17 protein-coding genes, 1 tRNA gene, 1 pseudogene and 2 riboswitches are annotated in these 22,830 nt (G+C 65.7%); of the genes and pseudogenes, 11 read left to right on the top strand and 8 right to left on the bottom strand.

The genetic code is table 11. The features are described from left to right. Positions 1-22: 22 nt before the first annotated feature. The gene (gene vioA / locus AB3X94_RS07700; RefSeq protein ID WP_176109951.1) at positions 23-1,165 is read left to right on the top strand and encodes a dTDP-4-amino-4,6-dideoxy-D-glucose aminotransferase VioA; all 1,143 of its coding nucleotides are present in this window, start codon (positions 23-25) and stop codon (positions 1,163-1,165) included. A 10-nt stretch (positions 1,166-1,175) separates the two neighbouring features. Here vioA and AB3X94_RS07695 read toward each other — a convergent pair whose 3' ends face one another. The 5 genes from AB3X94_RS07695 to AB3X94_RS07675 all read right to left on the bottom strand — a co-directional run bounded on the left by AB3X94_RS07695 (position 1,176) and on the right by AB3X94_RS07675 (position 5,244). Beyond that, on the bottom strand, positions 1,176-1,838 hold the full coding sequence (locus AB3X94_RS07695) for an acetyltransferase (protein WP_176109950.1): 663 nt from the start codon (positions 1,836-1,838) through the stop codon (positions 1,176-1,178). Between the two features lie 91 nt (positions 1,839-1,929). After that, on the bottom strand, positions 1,930-3,873 hold the full coding sequence (locus tag AB3X94_RS07690; RefSeq protein ID WP_368611188.1) for a tetratricopeptide repeat protein: 1,944 nt from the start codon (positions 3,871-3,873) through the stop codon (positions 1,930-1,932). A 120-nt stretch (positions 3,874-3,993) separates the two neighbouring features. After that, positions 3,994-4,200: a hypothetical protein gene (locus tag AB3X94_RS07685; RefSeq protein WP_368611187.1), complete on the bottom strand. Its 207-nt coding sequence runs from the start codon at positions 4,198-4,200 to the stop codon at positions 3,994-3,996. A gap of 165 nt (positions 4,201-4,365) precedes the next feature. Then, positions 4,366-4,716: a TIGR04222 domain-containing membrane protein gene (locus tag AB3X94_RS07680; RefSeq protein WP_246392094.1), complete on the bottom strand. Its 351-nt coding sequence runs from the start codon at positions 4,714-4,716 to the stop codon at positions 4,366-4,368. Positions 4,717-4,917: 201 nt separating this feature from the next. Beyond that, entirely contained in the window at positions 4,918-5,244 is a 327-nt protein-coding gene (locus AB3X94_RS07675; RefSeq protein ID WP_368611186.1) for a hypothetical protein, read from the bottom strand. A 1,084-nt stretch (positions 5,245-6,328) separates the two neighbouring features. Here AB3X94_RS07675 and AB3X94_RS07670 point away from each other — a divergent pair. Beyond that, positions 6,329-6,485, top strand: a pseudogene (locus tag AB3X94_RS07670) (tyrosine-type recombinase/integrase); the annotation flags it as partial. Between the two features lie 83 nt (positions 6,486-6,568). Here the strand turns inward: AB3X94_RS07670 and AB3X94_RS07665 are convergent. Beyond that, positions 6,569-6,644: transfer RNA gene (locus tag AB3X94_RS07665), tRNA-Arg, on the bottom strand. 308 nt (positions 6,645-6,952) lie between these two features. On the opposite strand from AB3X94_RS07665, the gene AB3X94_RS07660 reads away from it, so the two are divergent. Then, positions 6,953-7,834: a cytochrome c5 family protein gene (locus tag AB3X94_RS07660; protein ID WP_368611185.1), complete on the top strand. Its 882-nt coding sequence runs from the start codon at positions 6,953-6,955 to the stop codon at positions 7,832-7,834. A 116-nt stretch (positions 7,835-7,950) separates the two neighbouring features. On the opposite strand, the gene AB3X94_RS07655 is transcribed toward AB3X94_RS07660, so the two are convergent. Continuing rightward, positions 7,951-10,035, bottom strand: a complete 2,085-nt coding sequence (locus AB3X94_RS07655) for a UvrD-helicase domain-containing protein (protein WP_368611184.1) — start codon at positions 10,033-10,035, stop codon at positions 7,951-7,953. Between the two features lie 249 nt (positions 10,036-10,284). Between AB3X94_RS07655 and AB3X94_RS07650 the strand changes: the two genes are divergently transcribed. From AB3X94_RS07650 to AB3X94_RS07615, 8 genes are all read left to right on the top strand, one after another. Then, positions 10,285-11,334: an oxidoreductase gene (locus AB3X94_RS07650; RefSeq protein WP_368611183.1), complete on the top strand. Its 1,050-nt coding sequence runs from the start codon at positions 10,285-10,287 to the stop codon at positions 11,332-11,334. A 215-nt stretch (positions 11,335-11,549) separates the two neighbouring features. Beyond that, entirely contained in the window at positions 11,550-11,900 is a 351-nt protein-coding gene (locus tag AB3X94_RS07645; RefSeq protein WP_368611182.1) for a hypothetical protein, read from the top strand. A gap of 49 nt (positions 11,901-11,949) precedes the next feature. Next, positions 11,950-12,052: riboswitch (glycine riboswitch) on the top strand. Positions 12,053-12,072: 20 nt separating this feature from the next. Continuing rightward, positions 12,073-12,233: riboswitch (glycine riboswitch) on the top strand. A gap of 80 nt (positions 12,234-12,313) precedes the next feature. Beyond that, positions 12,314-13,432: a glycine cleavage system aminomethyltransferase GcvT gene (gene gcvT, locus AB3X94_RS07640; RefSeq protein WP_368611181.1), complete on the top strand. Its 1,119-nt coding sequence runs from the start codon at positions 12,314-12,316 to the stop codon at positions 13,430-13,432. A 60-nt stretch (positions 13,433-13,492) separates the two neighbouring features. Next, positions 13,493-13,873, top strand: coding sequence for a glycine cleavage system protein GcvH (gcvH, locus tag AB3X94_RS07635; RefSeq protein ID WP_368611180.1), 381 nt, complete (start codon positions 13,493-13,495; stop codon positions 13,871-13,873). 93 nt (positions 13,874-13,966) lie between these two features. Further along, positions 13,967-16,903 (top strand): aminomethyl-transferring glycine dehydrogenase, encoded by a 2,937-nt coding sequence (gene gcvP / locus AB3X94_RS07630; protein WP_368611179.1) that lies wholly within the window; start codon positions 13,967-13,969, stop codon positions 16,901-16,903. Positions 16,904-17,027: 124 nt separating this feature from the next. Further along, positions 17,028-18,158 carry an alginate lyase family protein gene (locus AB3X94_RS07625; RefSeq protein ID WP_368611178.1) on the top strand — a complete coding sequence of 377 codons (1,131 nt, stop codon included), beginning with the start codon at positions 17,028-17,030 and terminating at the stop codon, positions 18,156-18,158. Between the two features lie 28 nt (positions 18,159-18,186). Beyond that, positions 18,187-19,575: an L-serine ammonia-lyase gene (locus tag AB3X94_RS07620; RefSeq protein ID WP_176109942.1), complete on the top strand. Its 1,389-nt coding sequence runs from the start codon at positions 18,187-18,189 to the stop codon at positions 19,573-19,575. A 239-nt stretch (positions 19,576-19,814) separates the two neighbouring features. Next, on the top strand, positions 19,815-21,542 hold the full coding sequence (locus AB3X94_RS07615) for a thiamine pyrophosphate-binding protein (protein ID WP_368611177.1): 1,728 nt from the start codon (positions 19,815-19,817) through the stop codon (positions 21,540-21,542). 101 nt (positions 21,543-21,643) lie between these two features. Here AB3X94_RS07615 and AB3X94_RS07610 read toward each other — a convergent pair whose 3' ends face one another. After that, entirely contained in the window at positions 21,644-22,792 is a 1,149-nt protein-coding gene (locus AB3X94_RS07610) for a branched-chain amino acid ABC transporter substrate-binding protein (RefSeq protein ID WP_368611176.1), read from the bottom strand. Positions 22,793-22,830 lie beyond the last annotated feature (38 nt).

The raw sequence follows: 22,830 nt of genomic DNA, 5'->3' as shown, positions 1-22,830 counted from the left end.
CGTTATCGAGAGAGAGACCATCATGACCGCCAGCCTGCCCGCGTCGTCCGTCGCGCAACTGCCACACGAACGCATCTACGTCACGCAACCGCACCTGCCGCCGCTCGAGGAGTTCCTCCCGTATCTCGAGAAGATCTGGGAGAGCCGCACGCTGACGAACGGCGGCCCGTTCCACCAGCAGTTCGAGCGTGCGCTGTGCGACTATCTCGGCGTGCCGTACCTGTCGCTGTTCGCGAACGGCACACTCGCGCTCGTCACCGCGTTGCAGGCGCTGCGCATTACCGGCGAGGTGATCACGACGCCGTACTCGTTCGTCGCGACCGCCCATTCGCTGCTGTGGAACGGCATCAAACCGGTATTCGTCGACGTCGCGCCCGGCACGCTCAATCTCGACCCCGCACGCATCGAGGCGGCGATCACGCCGCAGACCACCGCGATCATGCCCGTGCATTGCTACGGCAATCCGTGCGACGTCGACGCAATCCAGAAGATCGCCGACAACTACAACCTGCGCGTGATCTACGACGCGGCGCACGCGTTCGGCGTGCAGAACGCCGACGGCAGCGTGCTTGCGCACGGCGACCTGTCGGTGCTGAGCTTCCACGCAACGAAGGTCTTCAACACGTTCGAAGGCGGCGCGATCATCTGCCCCGATGCGAAGACCAAGCAGCGGATCGACCATCTGAAGAACTTCGGTTTCGTCGATGAAGTCACGGTCGTCGCGCCCGGCATCAACGGCAAGATGAGCGAAATCAACGCCGCGTTCGGGATGTTGCAGTTGCAGCACATCGACGGCGCACTCGCCCGCCGCCGCAAGATCGACGCGCTGTACCGCACGCTGCTCGCTGACGTGCGCGGCATCCGCTGCGTGCCGCTCGGTGGCCAGACCGTCGCGAACCACGCGTATTTCGCGATCCTCGTCGACGAAGACTATCCGCTCGACCGCGATGCGCTGTACCAGAAGCTGCGCGCCTACGACGTGTACGCGCGCCGCTATTTCCATCCGCTGATTTCGGAATTCCCGATGTACCGCGGGCTGCCGTCCGCAAGCCGCGACAACCTGCCTGTCGCAACGGAGGCCGCGCGCAAGGTGCTGTGCCTGCCGATCTACCCGGCGCTCAGCGACGACATGGTCCGCCGCATCGTCGAGCTGATCGACTTCTGACTCACAGCGCTTAGAGGTAACGCTCGTCGGCCGCGCGCGCGCGGATCCGGCGCGCCGGGTTGCCGTACGCAACCGTGCACGGCTCGATGTCGTGCAGTACGACCGCACCCGCGCCGACGACGCTGTGCTCGCCGACCGCAATCCGGTGCCGCAGCATCGCGCCGAGGCCGATCGCCGCGCCGCGGCCGATCCGGCAGTTGCCGCCCGCGACAACGCCTGGTGCGAGGCTCGAGAAATCCTCCATCACGCCATCGTGGTCGAGCGACGCATTCGTGTTGACGATGCATCCTTCGCCGATCGAGCAGCTTGGGTTGATCACCGCTCCCGCCATCACGACTGTGCCCGCGCCAATAGTCGACGCCTTGCCGACGCGCGCGGCCGGATGCACCGCCGATACACGCGGCAAGCCCGGCACGAGCGCAGCGAGATCGGCCGTCACGTTCTCGCGTGCATGATTGTCGCCAATGGCGACCAACAGTCCGGCGATTCCGTGCTTGTCGATCAGCCGCGGCAAATCGCGCTCGGTGCCCAGCACCGCGTAGCCGAGCGTCTCCTCGCCGGCGGTGCGGAACGAATCGACCAGCCCGGCGATCCTGTACCGGCCGGCCTGTTCGACGATGTCGATCACGACCTTAGCGTGACCGGACGAGCCGACGATGACGATGTTTTCCACGAGGACCTCGATTGATCTAGTAGGCAGCGGCAACATGGTCGCGTTTCGCGCAGTGTGCCGTGTCGCCGCGTCCGTGCCGCGCGCCGTCACGTCAGACGCTATGCACCGTTTCGTCCGCCCTCACGCGTGCGGCTGCCAAATGCGCGGCAAACGCCATCCGCAGCCGCTCGGCCAACTGAATCCAGCTTTCGCCGCGCCCGCGCCGAAACAGTCGCATCGTGCCCGGATACCACGGCGAATCGTCGCGGCCGTGCATCCAGCGCCAGTCCACGTCCTGATGCGGCAGGAGCACCCAGCAAGGCTTGCCGAGCGACGCGGCCAGATGCGCGGTCGACGTGTCGACACACACCACGAGATCGAGTTGCGCGACGATCGCGGCCGTATCGGCGAAATCGTCGATTTCCGAGCCCAGGTGCAGCAACGGCAGGCCGCCCGGCGGCTGACGCGCCTCGTCCTCGCCCTGCCCCTTCTGCAGGCTCACGAAATTAACACCGGGCACGCTCCATAGCGGCGTCAGCAATGCCAGTGACGGCAGCGAACGATGCGCATCGTTGTGATGCTTCGGGTTGCCTTTCCACACGAGCCCGACGCGCGGGCCGACGGGCAGCGCATCGAGGCGCGCGCTCCAGTGGGCGACGCGCGCTGGATCGGGCACGAACCGCACCGGCGGCGGGATCGTGTCGAGCGTCGTGCCAGCATGCATCGGCGCGCTCAACAGGCTCGTCCAGTAATCGAATTGCGCGGCCTGCGCGGTGGCCGTCTCGTGGTCGAGCACCGCGTCGATGCCGTCGACCGTCGCCATCAGCCGATGCAGCGCCGGCTGGCACGCAAAGACCACACGCGCCGCCCGTCGCGCGCGAAATTCAGCGAAATAGCGGCTGAACTGCAGCATGTCGCCGAGGCCGTCCTCCTGCCAGACGAGCAACGTCTTGCCGGCCAGCGGCTCGCCTTGCCACTGCGCGCACCGCAGCATCTCGCGGGTCCGGCGGTGCACGAAAGTTGGCTGCTCGTAGCGCGATTCGTAGCGGCGCCAGCCTTCCTCGAACCGGCCGGCGCGGAGCAGCAGCGTCGCCAAACCGAAGCGCGCGTCGTCGTAGTCGGCACGCAGGTCGAGCGCGCGGCGGTACGCACGTTCGGCGGCGTCGAGGCGACCCGCATGCGCGAACGTCGTGCCGAGGTTGTAGTGCACTTCTGCCATCTGCGGTGCGAGCGCCAGCGCGTCGGTGAACGCGATGGCCGCTTCGTCGTGGCGGCCCTGCGCACGCAGGACGCAGCCGAGATTGTTGTGTGCCTGCGGCAGGCCAGGCCGGCAGCGGATTGCATCGCGATAGGCCGCTTCCGCTTCGGGCAGGCGATCGAGGTTCTGCAGCGCGACGCCGAGGTTGTAATGCGCCTCCGGATGATCCGGACACAGTGCAATGGTCTGCCGGCTGGCCGCCTCCCCTTCCGGCAGCCGGTGCATGTCGACGAGGATCGCGCCGAGATTCGCGTGCGCGAGTACGTGGTCGTCGCGAACGGCGATCGCGAGCCGGTACGCGATCTCCGCCTCCGCCGGCCTGACGAGGGTGCGAAACAGGTTGCCGAGATCGGTCAGCACGTCGGGCGACTGCGGCTCGATCAGCAGCGCCTGTCCAAATGCCTGTTCGGCCTCGTCGAGCCGGCCGAGCGCTTCGAGCACCTTGCCGAACCGGTGATGGTGCGACGCGCGTAACGGCGTAACGGATGCGAGTTGCCGGCGCAGGAGCGCTTCGGCTTCGGGCAAGCGGCCCTGCGACGCCAGCAGCGCGCCGAGGCCGTCGTACGGTGGTTCGAACGCAGGCATCGCGTCGATCGCGCGCCGCCACCAGGCTTCCGCGTCGGCCAAGCGGTTCAGGCCGAGCGCGCAGACGGCCGCGATGTGCAGCGTCGCGACGTCCACCGCAGGCGCGTCGAGCAGCGGCGCGACGCGCGACAGCGCATCGGCAAACTGTCCGTTCTGGCACAAGGTCGCGGCGTGTTGAACGCACACGGAAACGTCGGAAGCAGGCGTCGTCATGGAGGGCAGGGCAAAGCGGCGGACAGTCATTGCATCGGGCCGGCGCGGCGGCGGCCCCGAATGCGCGATACGTACCGCGCCCGGGCGACCGTTCCCGCACGGATAGCGTCGATTGACAGGTTACCCAGGCGGGCCTGCACGCAATGCGGCGATCTGAGCCCATTCCGTGCGGCTGTTCGGACGATGGACCTGCCGATCGCCGCGTGGCGGGGCCTCGCTGCACGGCGCCGGCCGTCCGTTCAGCTGGACGAACACCCGCCGCAACTGCTCGAACTGCACGAGCTGGAACTGCACGAACTCGACGTACGGCAGCTCGACGACGTGCAATTGCTTCCGGACGCGTCGAACGAACTACCGCTGCCCGCTTTCGCCGCGGCGACCGACGACACCCTCGATGCGGCCGGCACCGTGCCCGAATACGCCGACCACGCGGTAGCGGCCAACGCGCCTGCGCCGAACAGCGCGGCGGTCCACAGCACCGGATCCGGATCGTCATGTCCGGCATCGCGTGTCTCGCGCGCGCGGATCGTGGGCGGTCCGGCGCGCGAGCAGCGCGGCGCGCCCGGCTACCGTTGCGCCGCCGCGCCCGAAGCCGGTCAGCCGCCGCGCGACGACCCCGTACGCAATCGCGAACACCGCCGTGCAGATGCCGGGCAGCAGCACGCGTCGCCCGCGGCTCAAACCGACCGCCAACTTCGCAGCGCCGGGGCCGAGCACGATCAGCACGATCGCGCGCGCGGCCGTCTGCGACGCGCGCAACTCGCCGGGCGCCCACAACCAGCCCTGCGCACGCATCCCGTCGCCGACCTCCTGCGCGTACCTCGCAAGCCCCTCGCGAAACAAGCCGTCGCGTACGGTGCCGGACGGTTGCTCGTTGAGTCACGCCCAGTGGTCGTCGTGCCGGCCCGCTCGTTCCGGATCGGCGATCTTCACGTAGCCGCCTCGCCGGGGAACGGTCCAAAGATCGACCGCGCCCGCATGCGCGAGCGACATTGTCACGATCTGCGCGACACGGGTCTTCGCCCCCAAGTGAGATAGGCGACTTCATCGGCGCTCAACCCGGACGAGGCCTTTGCGTGCGCCGGGCCCCAGCGTCGCGATAGCGCTGCGGGTACACGGCGGCCTCGTCCGGCGCACCCGTGCCAGGCATGTAGTGCAGTAGCGCGCGCAGCACGCGGCGCAGAAGACGTCCAGGTATTCGAGTGTGCATTGCAGATGGAAATGCCACGCGGCATCGACCGCGACCGACGGCGTGACCGGATGCCCGGCCGCCTGCGCGAGAAACGCGAAGAGCTTGTATTCGTCGAGCACGGCCAGCGAATGATCGTGCGACCGGCCTTCGGCTTCGGCGAGGCGCCGGCTGTACGGCAACGACGCGTGAGGATCGTGGGGGGCATACGCGTGCAGACGCGCGCGAGCAGAGCCTGCTGTGCATCGGTCAGCGCGCAGGCAGCGACTGCGATCGAGGCAGACGGGATGGCAGCCATCGGGAGTCGGCGCGATGCGCGGACGGCCGCCGCGATCGACGCTTGAATTGTCGTTGCGAGCGAGTCTCTTGCACAACGGAAAGGCGGCGGAATAGCGCGGGGAACGGTGCGGGAAATGACGACGCGATGCCGAGCCACCCGTGCAATGATGCTACGCCTGGACTACTCCAGGAAAGCGGATCGGGAAATTCGACGCCTAGAATCGGGCCATTTAGCGCACCCGGCTTGGATCGAACCAGCAACCGCTCCGGGAGCTTTTATCGGCGCGTCAAAACTCATTAATCAATAACTTGTACAACTCGCAAACTGCAAAACCAAGGCTAACCACGGCCAATCAAGGCAGTCCAAGTCCACCCAATCCGAAATTTCACTGTACCTACCTCGCAGAGTCTAACCTCGGTGGCTCTGTCACCTTGGGAGCCTGCGGGCGGGGGCCCGCCCAGCGGCCGTCCCCGTCACCCTAGCCAGCCCACCGCGTCGAACGCAGAAACATCTTCGTCGGGCCATGCTGACCCGGACAATCGAGACTGGTCACCGCCACTACTCGAAGTCCAGGGACTCCCCGAATCTGCGTCTTACGCCCTCCGAGGCCTTGCACAAAAACCGCTGCCGAAGCTCGTGGCGACGCTCGACATCCTCTGGACTCTCGGGCCGACCCTTCGCTCTAAGTCGAAACTCGATCGTCTCGAATTGCCTGCTTGCCGAATGATGAAGTTGGCGTAGGAGCCATCGACGCACCAAATAGGAACTCGAGCTCCGGGATCGCATCGATAAAGTCGACCCGCAACTGCGCCCTTCGTCGAGTGGGCTCCGCGTCACTTCGGTCAGACAGCTCCACGTCAGCGTAAACATCTCGTACCGCACCCGAGACAGGTGAGATTCAGTTTTCCCTTAGCAACACGAATCTGCTGGTGAGCGATAACCCACGATGCAATTGCGACCACGATCGCAACGAGCGCGGGCGGGACGACCTGCGTCACATCTGGGCGAGCTGGCACGTGCAACGCGGCACGCCGCTGCAGGTATTGAAGGAGCTGGGCGGATGGGAGACGATGGAAATGATGCAGCGGTACGCGCACCTTGTCAGCCGATCACCTGGCGCATTGGGTCACGCCGCTGACGGCCGAGCCGACGCCGGTGCTAGCTGCAACCAACTGCAACGGTACTGCACGACGAAGGGAGGAAACCGCTGACAGCCTGATCAGACTTGGCGCGCCCGGCTGGGATCGAACCAGCAACCCCTGCCTTCGGAGGGCAGTACTCTATCCATTGAGCTACGGGCGCTTCACCACAAAACTGCGGGGAATCTACGCGAAAGCACGGCAACCAGAACGGACGCGACGCCAACGCGAGAGACCGCAAGGATACCCGGTTTCGGCCGAACCGTCCACCGGACGGCCTCCGACGCCCACCCCAGCGTCTTCCCCACGCTCTGCCATCGTCAATGCCGATTGGGGTAAACGCCTGCTGAACACCATCCAGGCCCCCTCGCCGCCGCCGAAACCTTGCGTCTATAATCGTCCGTGGCTGACAAAGAACAAGAAGTTGCCGTCGCGCTGTACCGCTCACATACCCACGGAGACGAGACAAGCATGAGCGAAGCACCACACGGAGCCCCGATCAAAACCCCAGCACAGCTCATCGCCGCGGTCATCGCCGGGTTTGCTGTGCCAATCATCATCATCGTTCTGCTCGCCGTCTACGTCGATAATTCGACACGCACCGGCGCCGGCACCGACTCCCTCGCCGAAGCCGAAGTCACCTCCCGCATCCATCCGATCGCCCAGGTTGAAGTCCGCGACGCCAACGCACCGCGCGTCTACAAGAGCGGCGAGGAAGTCTACAAGGCGGTCTGCTCGGCGTGTCACGCGTCGGGCGCGGCAGGCGCACCGAAATTCACCAACACCGCCGACTGGGCCCCGCGCATCGCGCAAGGCTTCGACACGCTGTGGCACACCGCCCTGTCCGGCAAGGGCGCAATGCCGCCGCGCGGCGGCACGAGCCCCGACGACTACAGCGACTTCGAGATCGCGCGCGCGGTCGTCTATATGGCGAACAATTCGGGCGCGAGCTTCCCCGAGCCGGCGCAGCCGGCGGCGGGCGCAGCTGCGGCATCCGGTGCGGCAGCCGCATCGGACGCAGGTGCAGCCCAGGCCGCCGCGGCAATGGCCGCCATGGCCAGCGTGCCGCAGACTCCCGCCCCGGCAGCAGGCGGCGCGCAAAGCGCGGATGCGTCGCAGGCCGGCAAGGCGCTGTATCAGTCGGTATGTCAGGCCTGTCACGCGGCCGGCGTACTGAATGCGCCGAAGTTCGGCGACAAGGAAGCATGGGCGCCGCGTCTGAAGGACTCGATGGACACGGTCTACAACTACGCGCTGCACGGCAAGGGCGCGATGCCGCCGAAGGGCGGCTCGAACGCACCGGATGCGGACGTAAAGGCCGCGGTCGACTATATGGTCAGCGCGGTGAAGTAAAACGGGCGGGATCAGCCGCTAAACGAAAAATCCCTGCATGCGCTAACGCGATGCAGGGATTTTTTATGCGCAACGATTAGCAACCGCACCGGGCAGGCACTTGAAGCCTCACCCGCTCACGCCTTCTGCAACAGCGCCTTCAGACTCGCGAGCCGATCCTTCGGCGACATCGGCGCCTCTTCCGGCGTCGGCGGCGGCGCATCGTCGAGCAGCATCTCGTTGATGAAGCGCGACGGCTCGCAGACGATCGTCTCCCGCGCCCTCTTACGCTTCTTGCACCAGTTCAGATGCAGGCTGCGCTGCGCGCGCGTGATCGCGACGTACATCAGCCGGCGTTCCTCCTCGATGCGCGCGTCGTCGATCGGCTCGTCGTCCGCGCCGCCGCGATGCGGCATGATGCCTTCCTCGACGCCGACCAGAAACACGTGCGGATATTCGAGCCCCTTCGACGCATGCACGGTCGACAGCCGCACCGCATCCGGATCTTCCTCGCGGCCTTCGAGCATCGACATCAGCGCGACCGTCTGGATCAGGCCGAGCAGGTTCTTGCCGGTGTCGCCGAGGCCGTCGGCGGTGTCGTAGCCGGTCGCCTCGCTGCCGGCCGCCGGCTCCTCCTTCGTGCCCTTGCGCTTCAGCCACTCGATGAACTCGAGCACGTTCTGCCACTTCGCCTGCGCCTGGCGTTCGTCGAACGCGTCGTACAGGTACGCTTCGTAGTGGATCGCTTCCATCAGCTCGTCGAGCAGCGTGCCCGCCGCGTCCCTTTCCGCGCGGTCGGTCAGGCGCTGCATGAAGTCGCAGAACGCGCGCATCGGCTCGATCTGACGCGGTGACAGGCGCGCCTCGATGCCGCCCATGTAGACCGCCTCGAACAGCGACACCTTCGCCTGGCCCGCGAACGCGCCGAGCGCCTCCAGCGTCGTATTGCCGACGCCGCGACGCGGTGTCGTGATCGCACGAATGAACGCGGGGTCGTCGTTTGCATTGGCGATCAGGCGCAGGTACGCGCAGATGTCCTTGATCTCGGCCTTGTCGAAGAACGACTGGCCGCCCGACAGCACGTACGGAATCCGTTCACGGCGCAGCACCTGCTCGAAGATGCGCGCCTGGAAGTTGCCGCGATAGAGGATCGCGTAGTCGCGGAAATTCGCGCGCCGCTCGAACTTGTGCGCGGACAGCCGAAACACGACCGACTCCGCCTCGTGCTCCTCGTCGTTGCAGCCCGTCACCGTGATCGTGTCGCCCATGCCGTGCTCGGACCACAGCTTCTTCTCGAACAGCTTCGGGTTGTTCGCGATCACGTTGTTCGCGGCGGTCAGAATGCGCACCGTCGAGCGGTAATTCTGCTCGAGCTTGATCAGGTGCAGATTCGGAAAATCTTTGCCGAGCTGGCCGAGGTTCTCGAGGGTCGCGCCGCGCCAGCCATAGATCGCCTGGTCGTCGTCGCCGACCGCCGTGAATGCCGCGCGCTTGCCGGCCAGCAGCTTCACCAGTTCGTACTGGCACGCATTGGTGTCCTGATACTCATCGATCAGCAGATAGCGCAGCTTGTTCTGCCAGCGGTCGCGCACCTGCTCGTTGCTCGCGAACAGCTCGGCGGGCAGGCGGATCAGATCGTCGAAATCGACCGCCTGGTACGCATGCAGCGTCGCCACGTAGTTGCGATAGACGATCGCCGCCTGATGCTCGTCCTCGGTCGATGCGGTCGCGATCGCCTGCTCGGGCATGATCAGGCCGTTCTTCCACAGCGAGATGATCGACTGGATTTTGCGGATGAAGCCCTTGTCCGTCGAGCCGACCTGTTCCTGGATCATGCCGAAGCAGTCGTCGGAATCCATGATCGAGAACTGCGGCTTCAGGCCGACGTGTTCCGCCTCCTGTCGCAGGATCTGCACGCCGAGCGAATGGAAGGTACACACCGTCAGCTGGTTCACGGGCACCTTGCGGCCTTCCTTGCCCGGCGCGGTCAGCGTCTTGCCTTCGAGCAGCTTGCCGACGCGCTCGCGCATTTCCGCCGCGGCCTTGTTCGTGAACGTGACGGCGGCGATGTGGCGTGGCTCGAAGCCCTTCGCTTCGATCAGGTGAGCGATTTTCTGCGTGATCACGCGCGTCTTGCCACTGCCGGCGCCGGCGAGTACGAGACAGGGACCGTCGAGATAACGGACCGCTTCACTTTGAGCGGGGTTCAGGCCTGCGGACATCGTTTGTGGATGGGTAAGACGGTTGAGGGCCGCTGAGGTCGGACCGGCGGGAGGCGCCGGCCGAAGGCCCGGGACATGCTGCGCGGCTCGATGCGCGCGAGAGGTGCGATGTTAACATGGACAACCGCGATGGACTCCGCGATGGGGTGATGCTCAGCCCCCGGTCCAGCCCACAAATGCCACAATGATGAGATTGCGCGCCGCCGCCGCGGTGGCAAGGCGGCGCGCCGTTTCTCCAGGAAGAATCGCATGTCCGCATCGCTGAAGGTTGGATTGATGGGCTACGGCTTCGCCGGCGCGACGTTTCACGCACCGGTGATCGAACATTGCGGACGCGCGAGCGTCGCCGCGATTGCGACCGGGCAATCCGAGCGCGCGCACGCCGACTATCCGCACGCGAAGATCGTCGCCGATCTCGACGCGCTGCTCGCGCTCGACGACATCGACTGCGTCGTGATCGCGACGCCCAACGACACCCACTTCGACCTCGCGCGCCGCACGCTCGAAGCCGGCAAGCACGTGGTCGTCGACAAACCTGTCACGCTGAGCGCCGCCGACGCCCACACCCTTGCCAATATCGCGCTCGCCCGCGGCAAGCTGTTCGCACCCTTTCACAACCGCCGCTGGGACGGCGATTTTCTGACCGTGCGCGACCTGCTCGCGCGCGTGGAACTGGGTCGCGTCACGCATTACGAATCGCATTTCGACCGCTTCCGGCCGGGCGTGCGTCAGCGCTGGCGCGAGGATGTGACGCGCGGCGGCGGTCTGCTGTTCGATCTCGGTCCGCATCTGATCGATCAGACGCTCGCCCTCTTCGGCGCACCGCAGACCGTCTCGGCGACGGTGCGCACGCATCGCGACGACGCAAGCGCACCCGACTACGTGCACATCCAGCTCGGCTACGAGGAGTTCGAGGTCGTGCTGCATGCAAGCGCGCTGACCGCGTTGCCGGGACCGCGCTTTGCGATCCATGGAACGCGCGGCAGCTATGTGAAACACGGCCTCGACACCCAGGAAGATCAGCTGAAAGCCGGCCTGCGCCCCGGCGACGCAGGCTTCGGCGCCGGCAACACCCCCGGCGTGCTGCGCGTGCTCGAAGGCGACCAGGAAGTCGAGCGTGAATTGCCCACCCGCAACGGCGAGTACGCAGGCTTCTATATTGCGTTGGCCGACACGATCCAGAACGGCGTCGCATTTCCGGTCAGCACGCGCGACGCGGTCGACGTCATGACGATCATCGAACTGGCCGCGCGCAGCTCCGAGCAGGGCGTGCGGCTGCCGTTCGAGCGCATTCGCTGAGCCTTGCATCGCTGCGCGTGGCACCGTGCTCGCGCGGTCTGTGTACCAAAAACAGGATGACCTTCCGCGCCGTAAAGGCCGTCGGCGGCCCTTTCCTGACGTTCCAGAAAGGAACATAACGTTACAAATTCGCCCGCTGCCGAGTCAGCGGGCGTTCCTCGTCATCCGTTGCTAGCGAGGTAGCAATCGATACGACAACGACTCCTGGAGAATCCATGTCTCGAATCATCCGTGCCCTTGTTGCATGCGCGCTCTTCGGCTCCGTCGCCGCCTGCGTGGTAACGCCGCCGCCGGCCCCGCGCCCGAGCCCCACTCCGCAGCAGATCGCGGACCAGCGCCTGCATCAGGTCGAGGGCCGCATCGACAATCTCGCGCGCCGTATCGACACTCGGGTGAATCAGGGCTATTACCCACCGCCGCAAGGCGCCGCGCTGCATCACCGCCTCGAGACGATCCGTCAGGAAGCGCGTGACATGGCCACGCAGCACGGTGGCGGTTTGTCCGCGGAAGAACAGCGCGTGCTGAACCAGGAACTGGACAATGCGGCTCATGCGATCGGCGAGTGAGCGCTCCCGGCCCTTTATTTGACAAGCCCCGGCCCGTCGCGTACATTCGCCGCACGCGTCGGGAGAGCGTGCTGGCAAGCGAAAAATCGCAGGCCGCGCCGCCGAAGGGGCACACCCGCAAACTCTCAGGCAAAAGGACCGACCGCGTCGAAAAACCCGTCTTTCGGCGGTTTTTTCGCACTCTGGAGAGCGGCAGTAGCCATCCGCGTCGCACGTCGTGCACCGCAGGCAAGCTGCCCACCGAAGGGGCGCGCGTTTCCCCGTGACGAATCGAGCTCATTGAGCCAGTCGCGGCGGCGCAATCTCTCAGGTATCGAGGACAGAGGGGTCATGCAGAACCACGCTCGCAGGCACAAGGCCGCGAGGCAGTGCGCCGCATGGCCTTTTTTGTTCCGCGAGACGCCCGAGGCCCCATGACCGAACTCAAACACACCCCGCTCCACGCCGCTCACCGTGCGCTCAATGCCCGCATGGTCGACTTCGGCGGCTGGGACATGCCCGTCAACTACGGCTCGCAGATCGAGGAACATCGCGCGGTGCGCACCGACGCCGGCATGTTCGACGTGTCCCACATGTGCGTGGTCGACTTCACCGGCGAGCGCGTCCGCGCGTTCTTCGAATACGCGCTCGCGAACAACGTCGCGAAGCTGCAAACGCCGGGCCGCGCGCTCTACTCCTGCATGCTGAATCCGAACGGCGGCGTGATCGACGACCTGATCGTCTTTTACTTCGGCGAAGACCACTTCCGCGTGGTCGTCAACGCCGGCACCGCCGACAAAGACATCGCCTGGTTCGGCCAGCTCAACGCCGAAGGCGGCTTCGGCCTCACCATCACGCCGCGCCGCGATCTGGCGATCGTCGCGGTGCAAGGCCCGAACGCGCGCGAAAAAGCGTGGCAAACGGTGCCGGCCGCGCGCGCCGCGACCGAAGCGCTGAAGCCGTTCAACGCCGCGCGCATCGACGGCACGCCGTTTGGCGAGCTGACCGTCGCGCGCACCGGCTACACCGGCGAAGACGGTTTCGAGATCATCGTGCCCGCTGCGCATGTCGAAGCGCTGTGGAATGCGCTCGCCGCCCAAGGCGTGCGCCCGGCCGGTCTCGGCGCACGCGATACGCTGCGCCTCGAAGCCGGCATGAATCTTTACGGCCAGGACATGGACGACAATGTCTCGCCGCTCGACGCCGGCCTCGCATGGACCGTCGACCTCACCTCACCGCGCGACTTCATCGGCAAGAGCAGCCTCGAAGCCGACGGCTCGCGCGCCGGGTTCGTCGGCCTGATCCTGCTGAAGGACAACGGCAAGGCTGCCGGCGTGCTGCGCGCGCATCAGAAAGTCGTCACGCCGCACGGCGACGGCGAAATCACCAGCGGCACGTTCTCGCCGACCATGCAGGAATCGATCGCCTTCGCGCGCGTGCCGAAAGGCGTGCAGCCGGGCGACACGGTGCATGTCCAGATTCGCGACAAAGCCTGCCCCGCAAGCGTGGTAAAACTGCCGTTCGTGCGCAACGGCAAGGTGCTGGCGGTCTAAGCGGCCGGCGCACGCCCCTACATTCAAACCACTACCGAACGTACCGTTCAGGAGCATCCAATGAGCATCCCGGCCGATCTGAAATACACCGAATCGCACGAATGGGTCCGCGCCGAAGCGGACGGCACGCTGACGGTCGGCATCACCGACCACGCGCAGGAAGCGCTCGGCGACATCGTCTTCTTCGAAGTCCAGGAACTCGGCAAGTCCGTGACCGCCGGCGACACCGTCGCCGTGATCGAATCGGTGAAGGCCGCTTCCGATATCTACGCGCCGGTTTCGGGCGAAGTCATCGAAGCGAACACGGCCGTCGGCGACTCGCCGGACACCGTCAACAGCACGCCGTACGACAGCTGGCTGTTCAAGATCAAGCCGGCCGCCGACGCGTCGCTCGAGCGTCTGCTGGACGCCGACGCGTACGCGAAGTCGATCGGCGCCTGAGTTACGACCTGACTCGCTGCCTGATTCACTTTCGTTTTAACCGTCAGGCGCGGCGCTCGCACAACGGCGCCCGCCGCGCCGCCAGGAACACCCATGAAGCTCGAACACCCGGACCGTCTGATGAACCGCACTCCTCTCTCGCTCGCCGCGCTCGAAGTGCACGACGCCTTCGCCGAACGGCATATCGGCCCGGATACGGCCGACCAGCAAGCGATGCTCGAAGCACTCGGCTTCGCGTCGCGCGCGGCATTGATCGACGCCGTCATCCCCAAGACGATCCGCCGCACCGAAACGCTGCCGCTCGGCCCCTTCGCGCAACCGAAGAGCGAAGCCGAAGCGCTCGCCGCCTTGCGCGAGCTCGCGGACAAGAACCAGGTGTTCCGCTCCTACATCGGCCAGGGCTATTACAACGCCCATACGCCGACGGTGATCCTGCGCAACGTGCTGGAAAATCCGGCGTGGTACACCGCGTACACGCCGTATCAGCCTGAAATTTCTCAAGGCCGTCTGGAAGCGCTGCTGAACTTCCAGCAGATGGTCACCGACCTGACCGGCCTCGCGATCTCGAACGCATCGCTGCTCGACGAAGCGACCGCCGCCGCCGAAGCGATGACGCTGCTGCAACGTGTCGGCAAACCGAAGTCAAACGTGTTTTTCGTCGCCGACGACGTGCTGCCGCAAACCATCGAAGTCGTAAAGACGCGCGCGACGCCGGTCGGCATCGAAGTGAAGGTCGGCCCGGCCGCTGAAGCCGCCGACGCCAACGCATTCGGCGTGCTGCTGCAATATCCGGGCGTGAACGGCGACGTGCGCGACTACCGCGCGCTGACCGAAGCGATCCACGCGGCGGGCGGCCATGTGGTCGTCGCCGCCGACCTGCTCGCGTTGACAGTGCTGACGCCGCCGGGCGAATGGGGCGCGGACGTCGCGGTCGGCAATACCCAGCGTTTCGGCGTGCCGGTCGGCTTCGGCGGCCCGCATGCCGCGTACCTCGCGGTGCGCGACGAATTCAAGCGGCAGATGCCGGGACGTCTGGTCGGCGTGACCGTCGACGCGCAAGGCAACCCCGCGCTGCGTCTCGCGCTGCAAACGCGCGAGCAGCACATCCGCCGCGAGAAGGCGACCTCGAACGTGTGTACCGCGCAGGCGCTGCTCGCGATCATGGCGAGCATGTATGCGGTCTATCACGGCCCGCGCGGTCTGAAGACGATCGCGCTGCGCGTGAACCGCGTCGCCGCGCTGCTCGCCGCAGGCGCGAAGCAGCTCGGCTATAAGCTCGTAAACGAAACGTTCTTCGACACGCTTACATTCGACACCGGCGCACGCACTCAAGCGCTGCTCGACGCTGCCACGGCCAAGCGCATCAACCTGCGCCGCGTGAGCGCGACGCAAGTCGGCCTGTCGATCGACGAAACCACCACGCGCCACGATCTGGCCGACCTGCTCGCGGTGTTCGCGCAAGCGGCCTTCGCGAGCGACGTGCCGCAAGTCGACGCGCTCGACGCCGCGCTGAGCGCATCGAACACCGCGTCGGTGCCGGCCGCGCTCGAACGTACGAGCGCGTACCTCACGCATCATGTGTTCAACCGTCATCATTCGGAAACGGAAATGCTGCGCTATCTGCGCAACCTGTCGGACAAGGACCTCGCGCTCGATCGCTCGATGATCCCGCTCGGCTCGTGCACGATGAAGCTGAACGCGACCTCGGAAATGCTGCCGGTCACGTGGCCCGAGTTCGGCCAGATCCATCCGTTCGCACCGGCCGAACAGACCGTCGGTTATCGCGAGATGATCGATCAGCTCGAAGAGATGCTGGTCGCCGCGACCGGCTATGCGGCCGTGTCGCTGCAACCGAACGCGGGCTCGCAGGGCGAGTACGCGGGTCTCTTGATCATCCACGCATATCACGCGTCGCGCGGCGAAGCGCATCGCAACGTCTGTCTGATTCCCGCTTCGGCGCACGGCACGAACCCGGCGTCGGCGCAGATGGCCGGCATGCAGGTCGTGGTCGTCGCATGCGACGCGCAGGGCAACGTCGATATCGAGGATCTGAAGAAGAAGGCCGCGCAGCACGCCGATAAGCTCGCTGCGATCATGATCACGTACCCGTCGACGCACGGCGTGTTCGAGCAGAACGTCCGCGAAATCTGCGAGATCGTGCATGCGCACGGCGGCCAGGTGTACGTGGACGGCGCGAACATGAACGCGATGGTCGGCCTGTGCGCGCCGGGCCAGTTCGGCGGCGACGTCTCGCACCTGAACCTGCACAAGACCTTCTGCATTCCGCACGGCGGCGGCGGACCGGGCGTCGGTCCGGTGGCGGTCGGCGCGCACCTCGCGCAGTTCCTGCCGAACCAGACTTCGTCGGGCTATCAGCGCGCGGAGAACGGCATCGGCGCGGTGTCGGGCGCGCCATACGGCTCGGCGTCGATCCTGCCGATCTCGTGGATGTACATCGCGATGATGGGCGCGAAGAACCTGACCGCCGCGACCGAAACCGCGATCCTCAACGCGAACTACGTCGCGAACAAGCTCGCGCCGCACTATCCTGTGCTGTACTCGGGCCCCGGCGGTCTCGTCGCGCACGAGTGCATTCTCGATCTGCGTCCGATCAAGGACACGAGCGGCATCACCGTCGACGACGTCGCCAAGCGCCTCGCCGACTACGGCTTCCACGCGCCGACGATGAGCTTCCCGGTGCCGGGCACGCTGATGGTAGAGCCGACCGAATCGGAGTCGAAAGAAGAGCTCGATCGCTTCATCGAGGCGATGATCGCGATCCGCGAGGAAATCCGCGCGGTCGAGGAAGGCCGCTCGGACCGCGAGGACAATCCGCTGAAGCACGCGCCGCACACCGCGGCGGTCGTGATCGCCGACGACTGGAAGCATGCGTATGCGCGCGAGACCGCTGCGTATCCGCTGAAGACGCTGATCGCGAACAAGTACTGGCCGCCGGTCGGTCGTGCGGACAACGTGTACGGCGATCGCAACCTGTTCTGCTCGTGCGTGCCGATCGCCGATTACGAGTAAGAGCGAGTCAAGGGAAGTCACGCGCGGCGCTGCGAAGGTCCGTCAGCGTCCGCGCGCGATCCTGTTGTTGAAAGCCGCAACCGGCTAACATCACACACCGAATCAGCCTAACGAGGAGTTTCGCATGGCGCGAAAGGTGCGATTGATGCAAAGCCGGGACGAGGCGGCGGGTCTCCGTCCGTGGCGACCCGCTTACGCTGTGCTGCTGGCCGCTGCGGCCGTGCTGCTGCCGCTGCGCGAGGCGCAGGCCGCGATGAATTTCTGCGCGGCGCCGGCGCTGCAAACGAGCGAGCGCACCAATGCCGATCCCGGCGTCAAGGCGCTCGTCGCCAACGTGCAGGCGCATCTGAACGAGCAGCCCCATCCGCTCGCGAAACTGCACACCGAAGGCACGCTGCCGCACGAGGGCATCTACGATCAGAGCGTCGAAGCGCAGAAGGATCTCGACCTGCTGCGCGATGCCGCGCTCGCGTGGCGCGCGACCAGCGACGACCGCTTCCTGAAGCTCGTCGATCGTCTGCTGTATGCATGGGTCACGACCTATCAGCCGAGCTTCAATCCGATCGACGAAACGGGTTTCGAAGGGCTGATCCTCGCCTACGACATGACAGCGAGCGCGCTGCCCGTCAAAACGCGCAATGCGGCGATGGCGTTTCTGACGAAGTTCGCCAACGGCTATATCGCACAGATCGACGCGCAGCCGCGGCCGCTCACTGGCACGTTCCGTAACAATTGGCAAAGCCACCGTATCAAGCTGATCGCGATGGCCGCGTTCACGCTCGACAATCGCAAGATGATCAACGCCGCGCAACGACTGTTCGTCGAGCATATCGGCGACAACATCGCGCCGGACGGCTCGACGATCGACTTCGGCGAGCGCGATGCGCTGCACTACGTCACCTACGATCTGCAACCGCTGGTGACGGCCGCGCTCGCCGCGCGCCGCCACAACCGCAACTGGCTGCAGGAGAAGGGCGCGAACGGCGCGACGCTGCTCGCCGCGCTGAACTGGCTCGTGCCGTTTGCGATGGGCGCCCAGACGCATGAGGAATTCGTGCATTCGAACGTCGCGTTCGATGCAAAACGTCGCGAGGCCGGCTTGCCCGGCTATTCGGGTCGGTGGGATCCGAAGAACGCGGCGGAACTGTTTCACCTGGCGGCGCGTCTCGATGGACGCTTTACGCCAGTCGCGCTGCAGCTCGCACCGACGCCGCCCGCGTGGCTCGCCGTGTGCTTGCCGCTGGCGGCGCGCTAAACTCTTATCTATAGGCAGGGAGCAGTACATGGCAGTCAGCGTTTTCGATCTCTTCAAAATCGGCATCGGTCCGTCGAGCTCGCATACGGTCGGGCCTATGCGCGCGGCGCTGATGTTCGTCCAGGGACTCGAGCGCGACGGGCTGCTCGATTCCACCGCAGCGGTGAAAGCGGAGCTGTACGGCTCGCTCGGCGCGACCGGCAAGGGGCACGGCACCGATCGCGGCGTGATGCTAGGCCTGATGGGCGATGCGCCCGACACCGTGAATCCCGACACGATCGCGCAACGGCTGGAAGCGGTGCGCACGTCGCGCAAACTCGCGCTGCTCGGCACGCACGAGGTGCCTTTCGTGCAGAAGGAGCAGATCGCGTTTTATCGCCAGGCGTTGCCCGAGCATCCGAACGGCCTGAAGCTGTTCGCGTTCGATGCGCAAGGCGCGACGCTGCGCGAGTCGACCTATCTGTCGGTCGGCGGCGGCTTCGTCGTGACGGCTGGCGCACCGAACACGAAGGTGTTGAGCGCCGTCGATCAGCTTCCGCACTCGTTTCGCACCGCCAACGAGTTGCTCGCACTGTGCGCGTCGAGCGGCAAGAGCATCGCGCAGCTGATGTGGGAAAACGAACGTGTCTGGCATAGCGAGGAAGAGACGCGCGCGGGTCTGTTGAAGATCTGGGACGTGATGCAATCATGCGTCGCGCGCGGATGCGGCATCAACAATCCCGACGCCGATGGTCACTTGCCCGGCCCCTTCCAGGTGAAGCGGCGCGCGCCGCAGCTATATCGCGCGTTGACGGGCAACCCTGAGCGCGCGTTGCAGGACCCGCTGTCGATGGTCGACTGGATCAATCTGTACGCGATCGCCGTCAACGAAGAGAACGCCGCGGGCGGGCGCGTCGTCACGGCGCCGACCAACGGCGCGGCCGGCATCATTCCGGCGGTGCTGCATTACTACACGCGCTTCATGCCGGGCGCGAACGAGCAGGGCGTGATCGACTTCCTGATGACGGCCGCCGCGATCGGCATCCTGTACAAGCTGAACGCATCGATCTCCGGCGCGGAGGTGGGCTGCCAGGGCGAAGTCGGCGTCGCTTGCTCGATGGCCGCGGGGGCGCTGGCCGCCGTGATGGGCGGCACGCCGAAGCAGGTCGAGAACGCCGCGGAAATCGGCATGGAGCACAACCTCGGGCTCACGTGCGATCCGGTTGGCGGCATGGTGCAGATTCCGTGCATCGAGCGCAATGCGATGGCATCGGTGAAGGCGGTCAATGCCGCGCGCATGGCGCTGCGCGGCGACGGCAGCCACTATGTGTCGCTCGATTCGGTGATCAAGACGATGCGTGAAACCGGCGCGGACATGAAGACCAAGTACAAGGAAACGTCGCGCGGCGGCCTCGCGGTGAATATCGTCGAGTGTTGAGTCGGTGAGCGCGGCATTCAATTGCATGCAATCGCATCGGAAAAGCGCGGGCTCTGTGGCCCGCGTTTTTCATTTGGGCGACCGCGTTGCGCCCACGCCGATCGAACAGTTGCGCTGCGCCATGACAGCGCCCACGTGCTCGGCGTAAGCTGTCGAAGCACCCATCGGCCGCTGTTGCAGGTTCCGCCGATGCGGCTCCATCACAACGCACTCACGCACTGCCAGGAGGCTTCTTCGCAATGTCGCTGCCGAATGCTCCCGCTGCCAATTCCGCTTCCCATACCGCACGCACGACCGGCGCGCGCCTCGTCGTCGATGCGTTGCTCACGCACGGCGTCGAACGTGTGTTCTGCGTTCCCGGCGAAAGCTTTCTCGCCGTGCTCGATTCGCTGCACGACGAAACCGAGCGCATCCAGACGATCGTCTGTCGTCACGAAGCCGCGGCCGCGAACATGGCCGAAGCGGTCGGCAAGCTGACCGGCCGCCCGGGTGTCGCGCTGGTCACGCGCGGACCGGGCGCGACGCATGCGTCGATCGGCGTGCACACCGCGTTTCAGGACTCCACGCCGATGATCCTGCTGATCGGCCAGTGCGCCCGCGAACATCTCGATCGCGAGGCGTTCCAGGAGATCGACTACCGGCGCATGTTCGGTCAGATGGCGAAGTGGGTCGCGCAGATCGACGACCCCAAGCGCATCCCCGAATATCTGAGCCATGCGTTTCATACGGCCACCTCGGGACGGCCGGGGCCGGTCGTGCTGGCGCTGCCCGAAGACGTCTTGAGCGATGCCTGCGACGCGGTGCCTGGCGCGCCCGCTTATCACCGCGTGGCCGCATCGCCTTCAGCAGCGCAGATCGCACGACTAGGCGAGTTGCTCGAAGGCGCGCAACGGCCGATGGTAATCGCCGGCGGCAGCGGCTGGACAGCGGCCGCACGCGCGGACCTGCGGCGCTTCATCGAAAACTGGCAGTTGCCGATCGGCCTCGCATTCCGCTTCCAGGACACCTTCGACAACGAGCATCCGAACTATGCGGGCGACGTCGGTCTCGGCGTCAATCCCGCGCTCGCTCAGCGCATTCGCGACGCGGACCTGCTGCTCACGCTCGGTCCGCGCCTCGGCGAAGCGACGACCAACGGCTACACGCTGCTCGACATCCCGAAGACGAAACAGACGCTGGTGCACGTGCATCAGGGTGCGGAAGAACTGGGGCGTGTCTATGCGGCCGATCTGCCGATCGTCTCCGGCATGCCTGAACTCACGGCGATGCTGGCGGAACTGAAGCCGTCGACGTCCGGCAAGCTCGCCTGGGCGGGTGCCGCTGAAGAAGCGCATCGCGCGTATCTGGAATGGCGCAAGCCGCGTTCGACTCCCGGCGACGTGCAGATGGGGGAAGTGATCGAGCAATTGCGCGCGCACTTGCCCGACGACGCGATCGTCACCAACGGCGCGGGCAATTACGCGACGTGGCTGCATCGACATTTCTCATATCGACACTTCCGTTCGCAGCTCGCACCGACGAGCGGCGCGATGGGCTACGGCGTGCCGGCGGCGCTCGCGGCAAAGTCGCTGTATCCGCAACGCGCGGTGGTCGCGCTCGCCGGCGATGGCTGCTTCATGATGGCCGCGCAGGAACTGGCGACAGCGATGCAGTATGACCTGCGCGTGCTGTTCATCGTCGTCAACAACAGCCATTTCGGCACGATCCGCATGCACCAGGAGCGGCACTATCCGCATCGCGTGCATGGCACCGGTCTCACGAATCCGGACTTCGCGGCATTTGCGCGGTCGTTCGGTGCGCATGGCGAGACCGTTGAACGTACCGCGGATTTTCTGCCGGCGTTGCAGCGCGCGATCGAATCGCAACTGCCGGCCGTGATCGAAATTCGCATGCCGCAGGAAGCGAGCACGCCCGCGGCGACGCTCGAGATGATTCGAGAGCAGGGGAGGAGAATGCGGGGGGAGTGAAAATCGCCACCTGAACTGACTGCGCGGCTTCGAATGCGCCGTCAATCAAAAAACCCCGCCGAAGCGGGGTTTTTATGGTCAACCGGGTTCAGCAAATAAACTTACTTGCCGCCCACGCTTTGCAGCGTCGTCCACTTGCCATCGACGACCTTGTACAGCGTGATACCACCGTTCTTCAGATCGCCGCGCTCGTCGTACGCGAGGTTGGCCGTCGTGACGGCCGGCTTCGAGGTCTTCGCGAGCACCGGCAGGTACTTGGCCGGATCGGTCGAGTTCGCGCTCTTCATCGCGGTGAACATCGCCATCGCGCCATCGAACGCGTACGGCGAGTACGTTTGCACGTCTTCGTTGAAGCGCGCCTTGTACTTCTCGACGTACGCCTTGCCGCCCGGCATTTCATCGAGCGGCAGGCCGGCGAGCGATGCCACCGTGCCGTTCGCCGCGTCGCCGGCGAGCTTGATGAAGGTCGGCGTGTGGACCATTTCGCCGCCCATCAGCGGCGCCTTCACGCCGAGCTGCTTCATCTGCTTCACCATTGGTGCCGCTTGCGAATCCGCGCCGCCGTAGTAGATCAGATCGGGGTTCGACGACTTCAGCTTGGTCAGGATCGACTTGAAGTCGACGGCCTTGTCGTTCGTGTATTCACGATCGACGATCGTCGCGCCGGCCGCCTTCGCTGCCTTCTCGAACTGATCCGCGAGGCCCTGGCCGTAAGCGGTGCGATCGTCGACGATCGCGATCTTCTTCATGCCGAGGTTCTTCACCGCGAACGTGCCGGCGACCGAGCCTTGCTGTGTGTCAGACGTCATCATGCGGAAGGTGGTCTTGAAGCCCTGCTGCGTGTATTCCGGCGCGGTCGCCATCGCGATCTGCGGAATGCCCGCGTTCGCATAGATGCGCGAGGCCGGAATCGTCGTGCCCGAGTTGAAGTGGCCGAGCATGCCCTTGATGCCGTCATCCACGAGCTTCTGCGCGACCGTCGTGCCGGTGCGCGGGTCGGCCTGGTCGTCGGCCGAGTCGAGCACGATGCGAACCGGCTTGCCGCCGATCACCGGCTTCGTCGCGTTGAACTCTTCAACCGCGAGCGTGATGCCGTTCTGGAAGTCCTTGCCGTAGTGCGCCTGTGCGCCCGTCATCGGACCGGCGAAGCCGATCTTCACGTCTTCCGTCGATTGAGCGTTGGCCGTCCCCGCCAGCGACATAGCGGCAACCAGAGCTGCGCCTGCCAGCTGTTTCATTTTGTGTTGCATAGCTTCTCCTTGATACCAGGTGTGGATGAAGCGGTGTC

Origin of the sequence: Paraburkholderia sp. BR10923 (assembly GCF_040948765.1) — a bacterium.
GTDB classification, from domain to species: domain Bacteria; phylum Pseudomonadota; class Gammaproteobacteria; order Burkholderiales; family Burkholderiaceae; genus Paraburkholderia; species Paraburkholderia youngii.
Note: the sequence above shows the minus strand (reverse complement) of the source record. Positions and strands in the feature narration are given on the sequence as shown.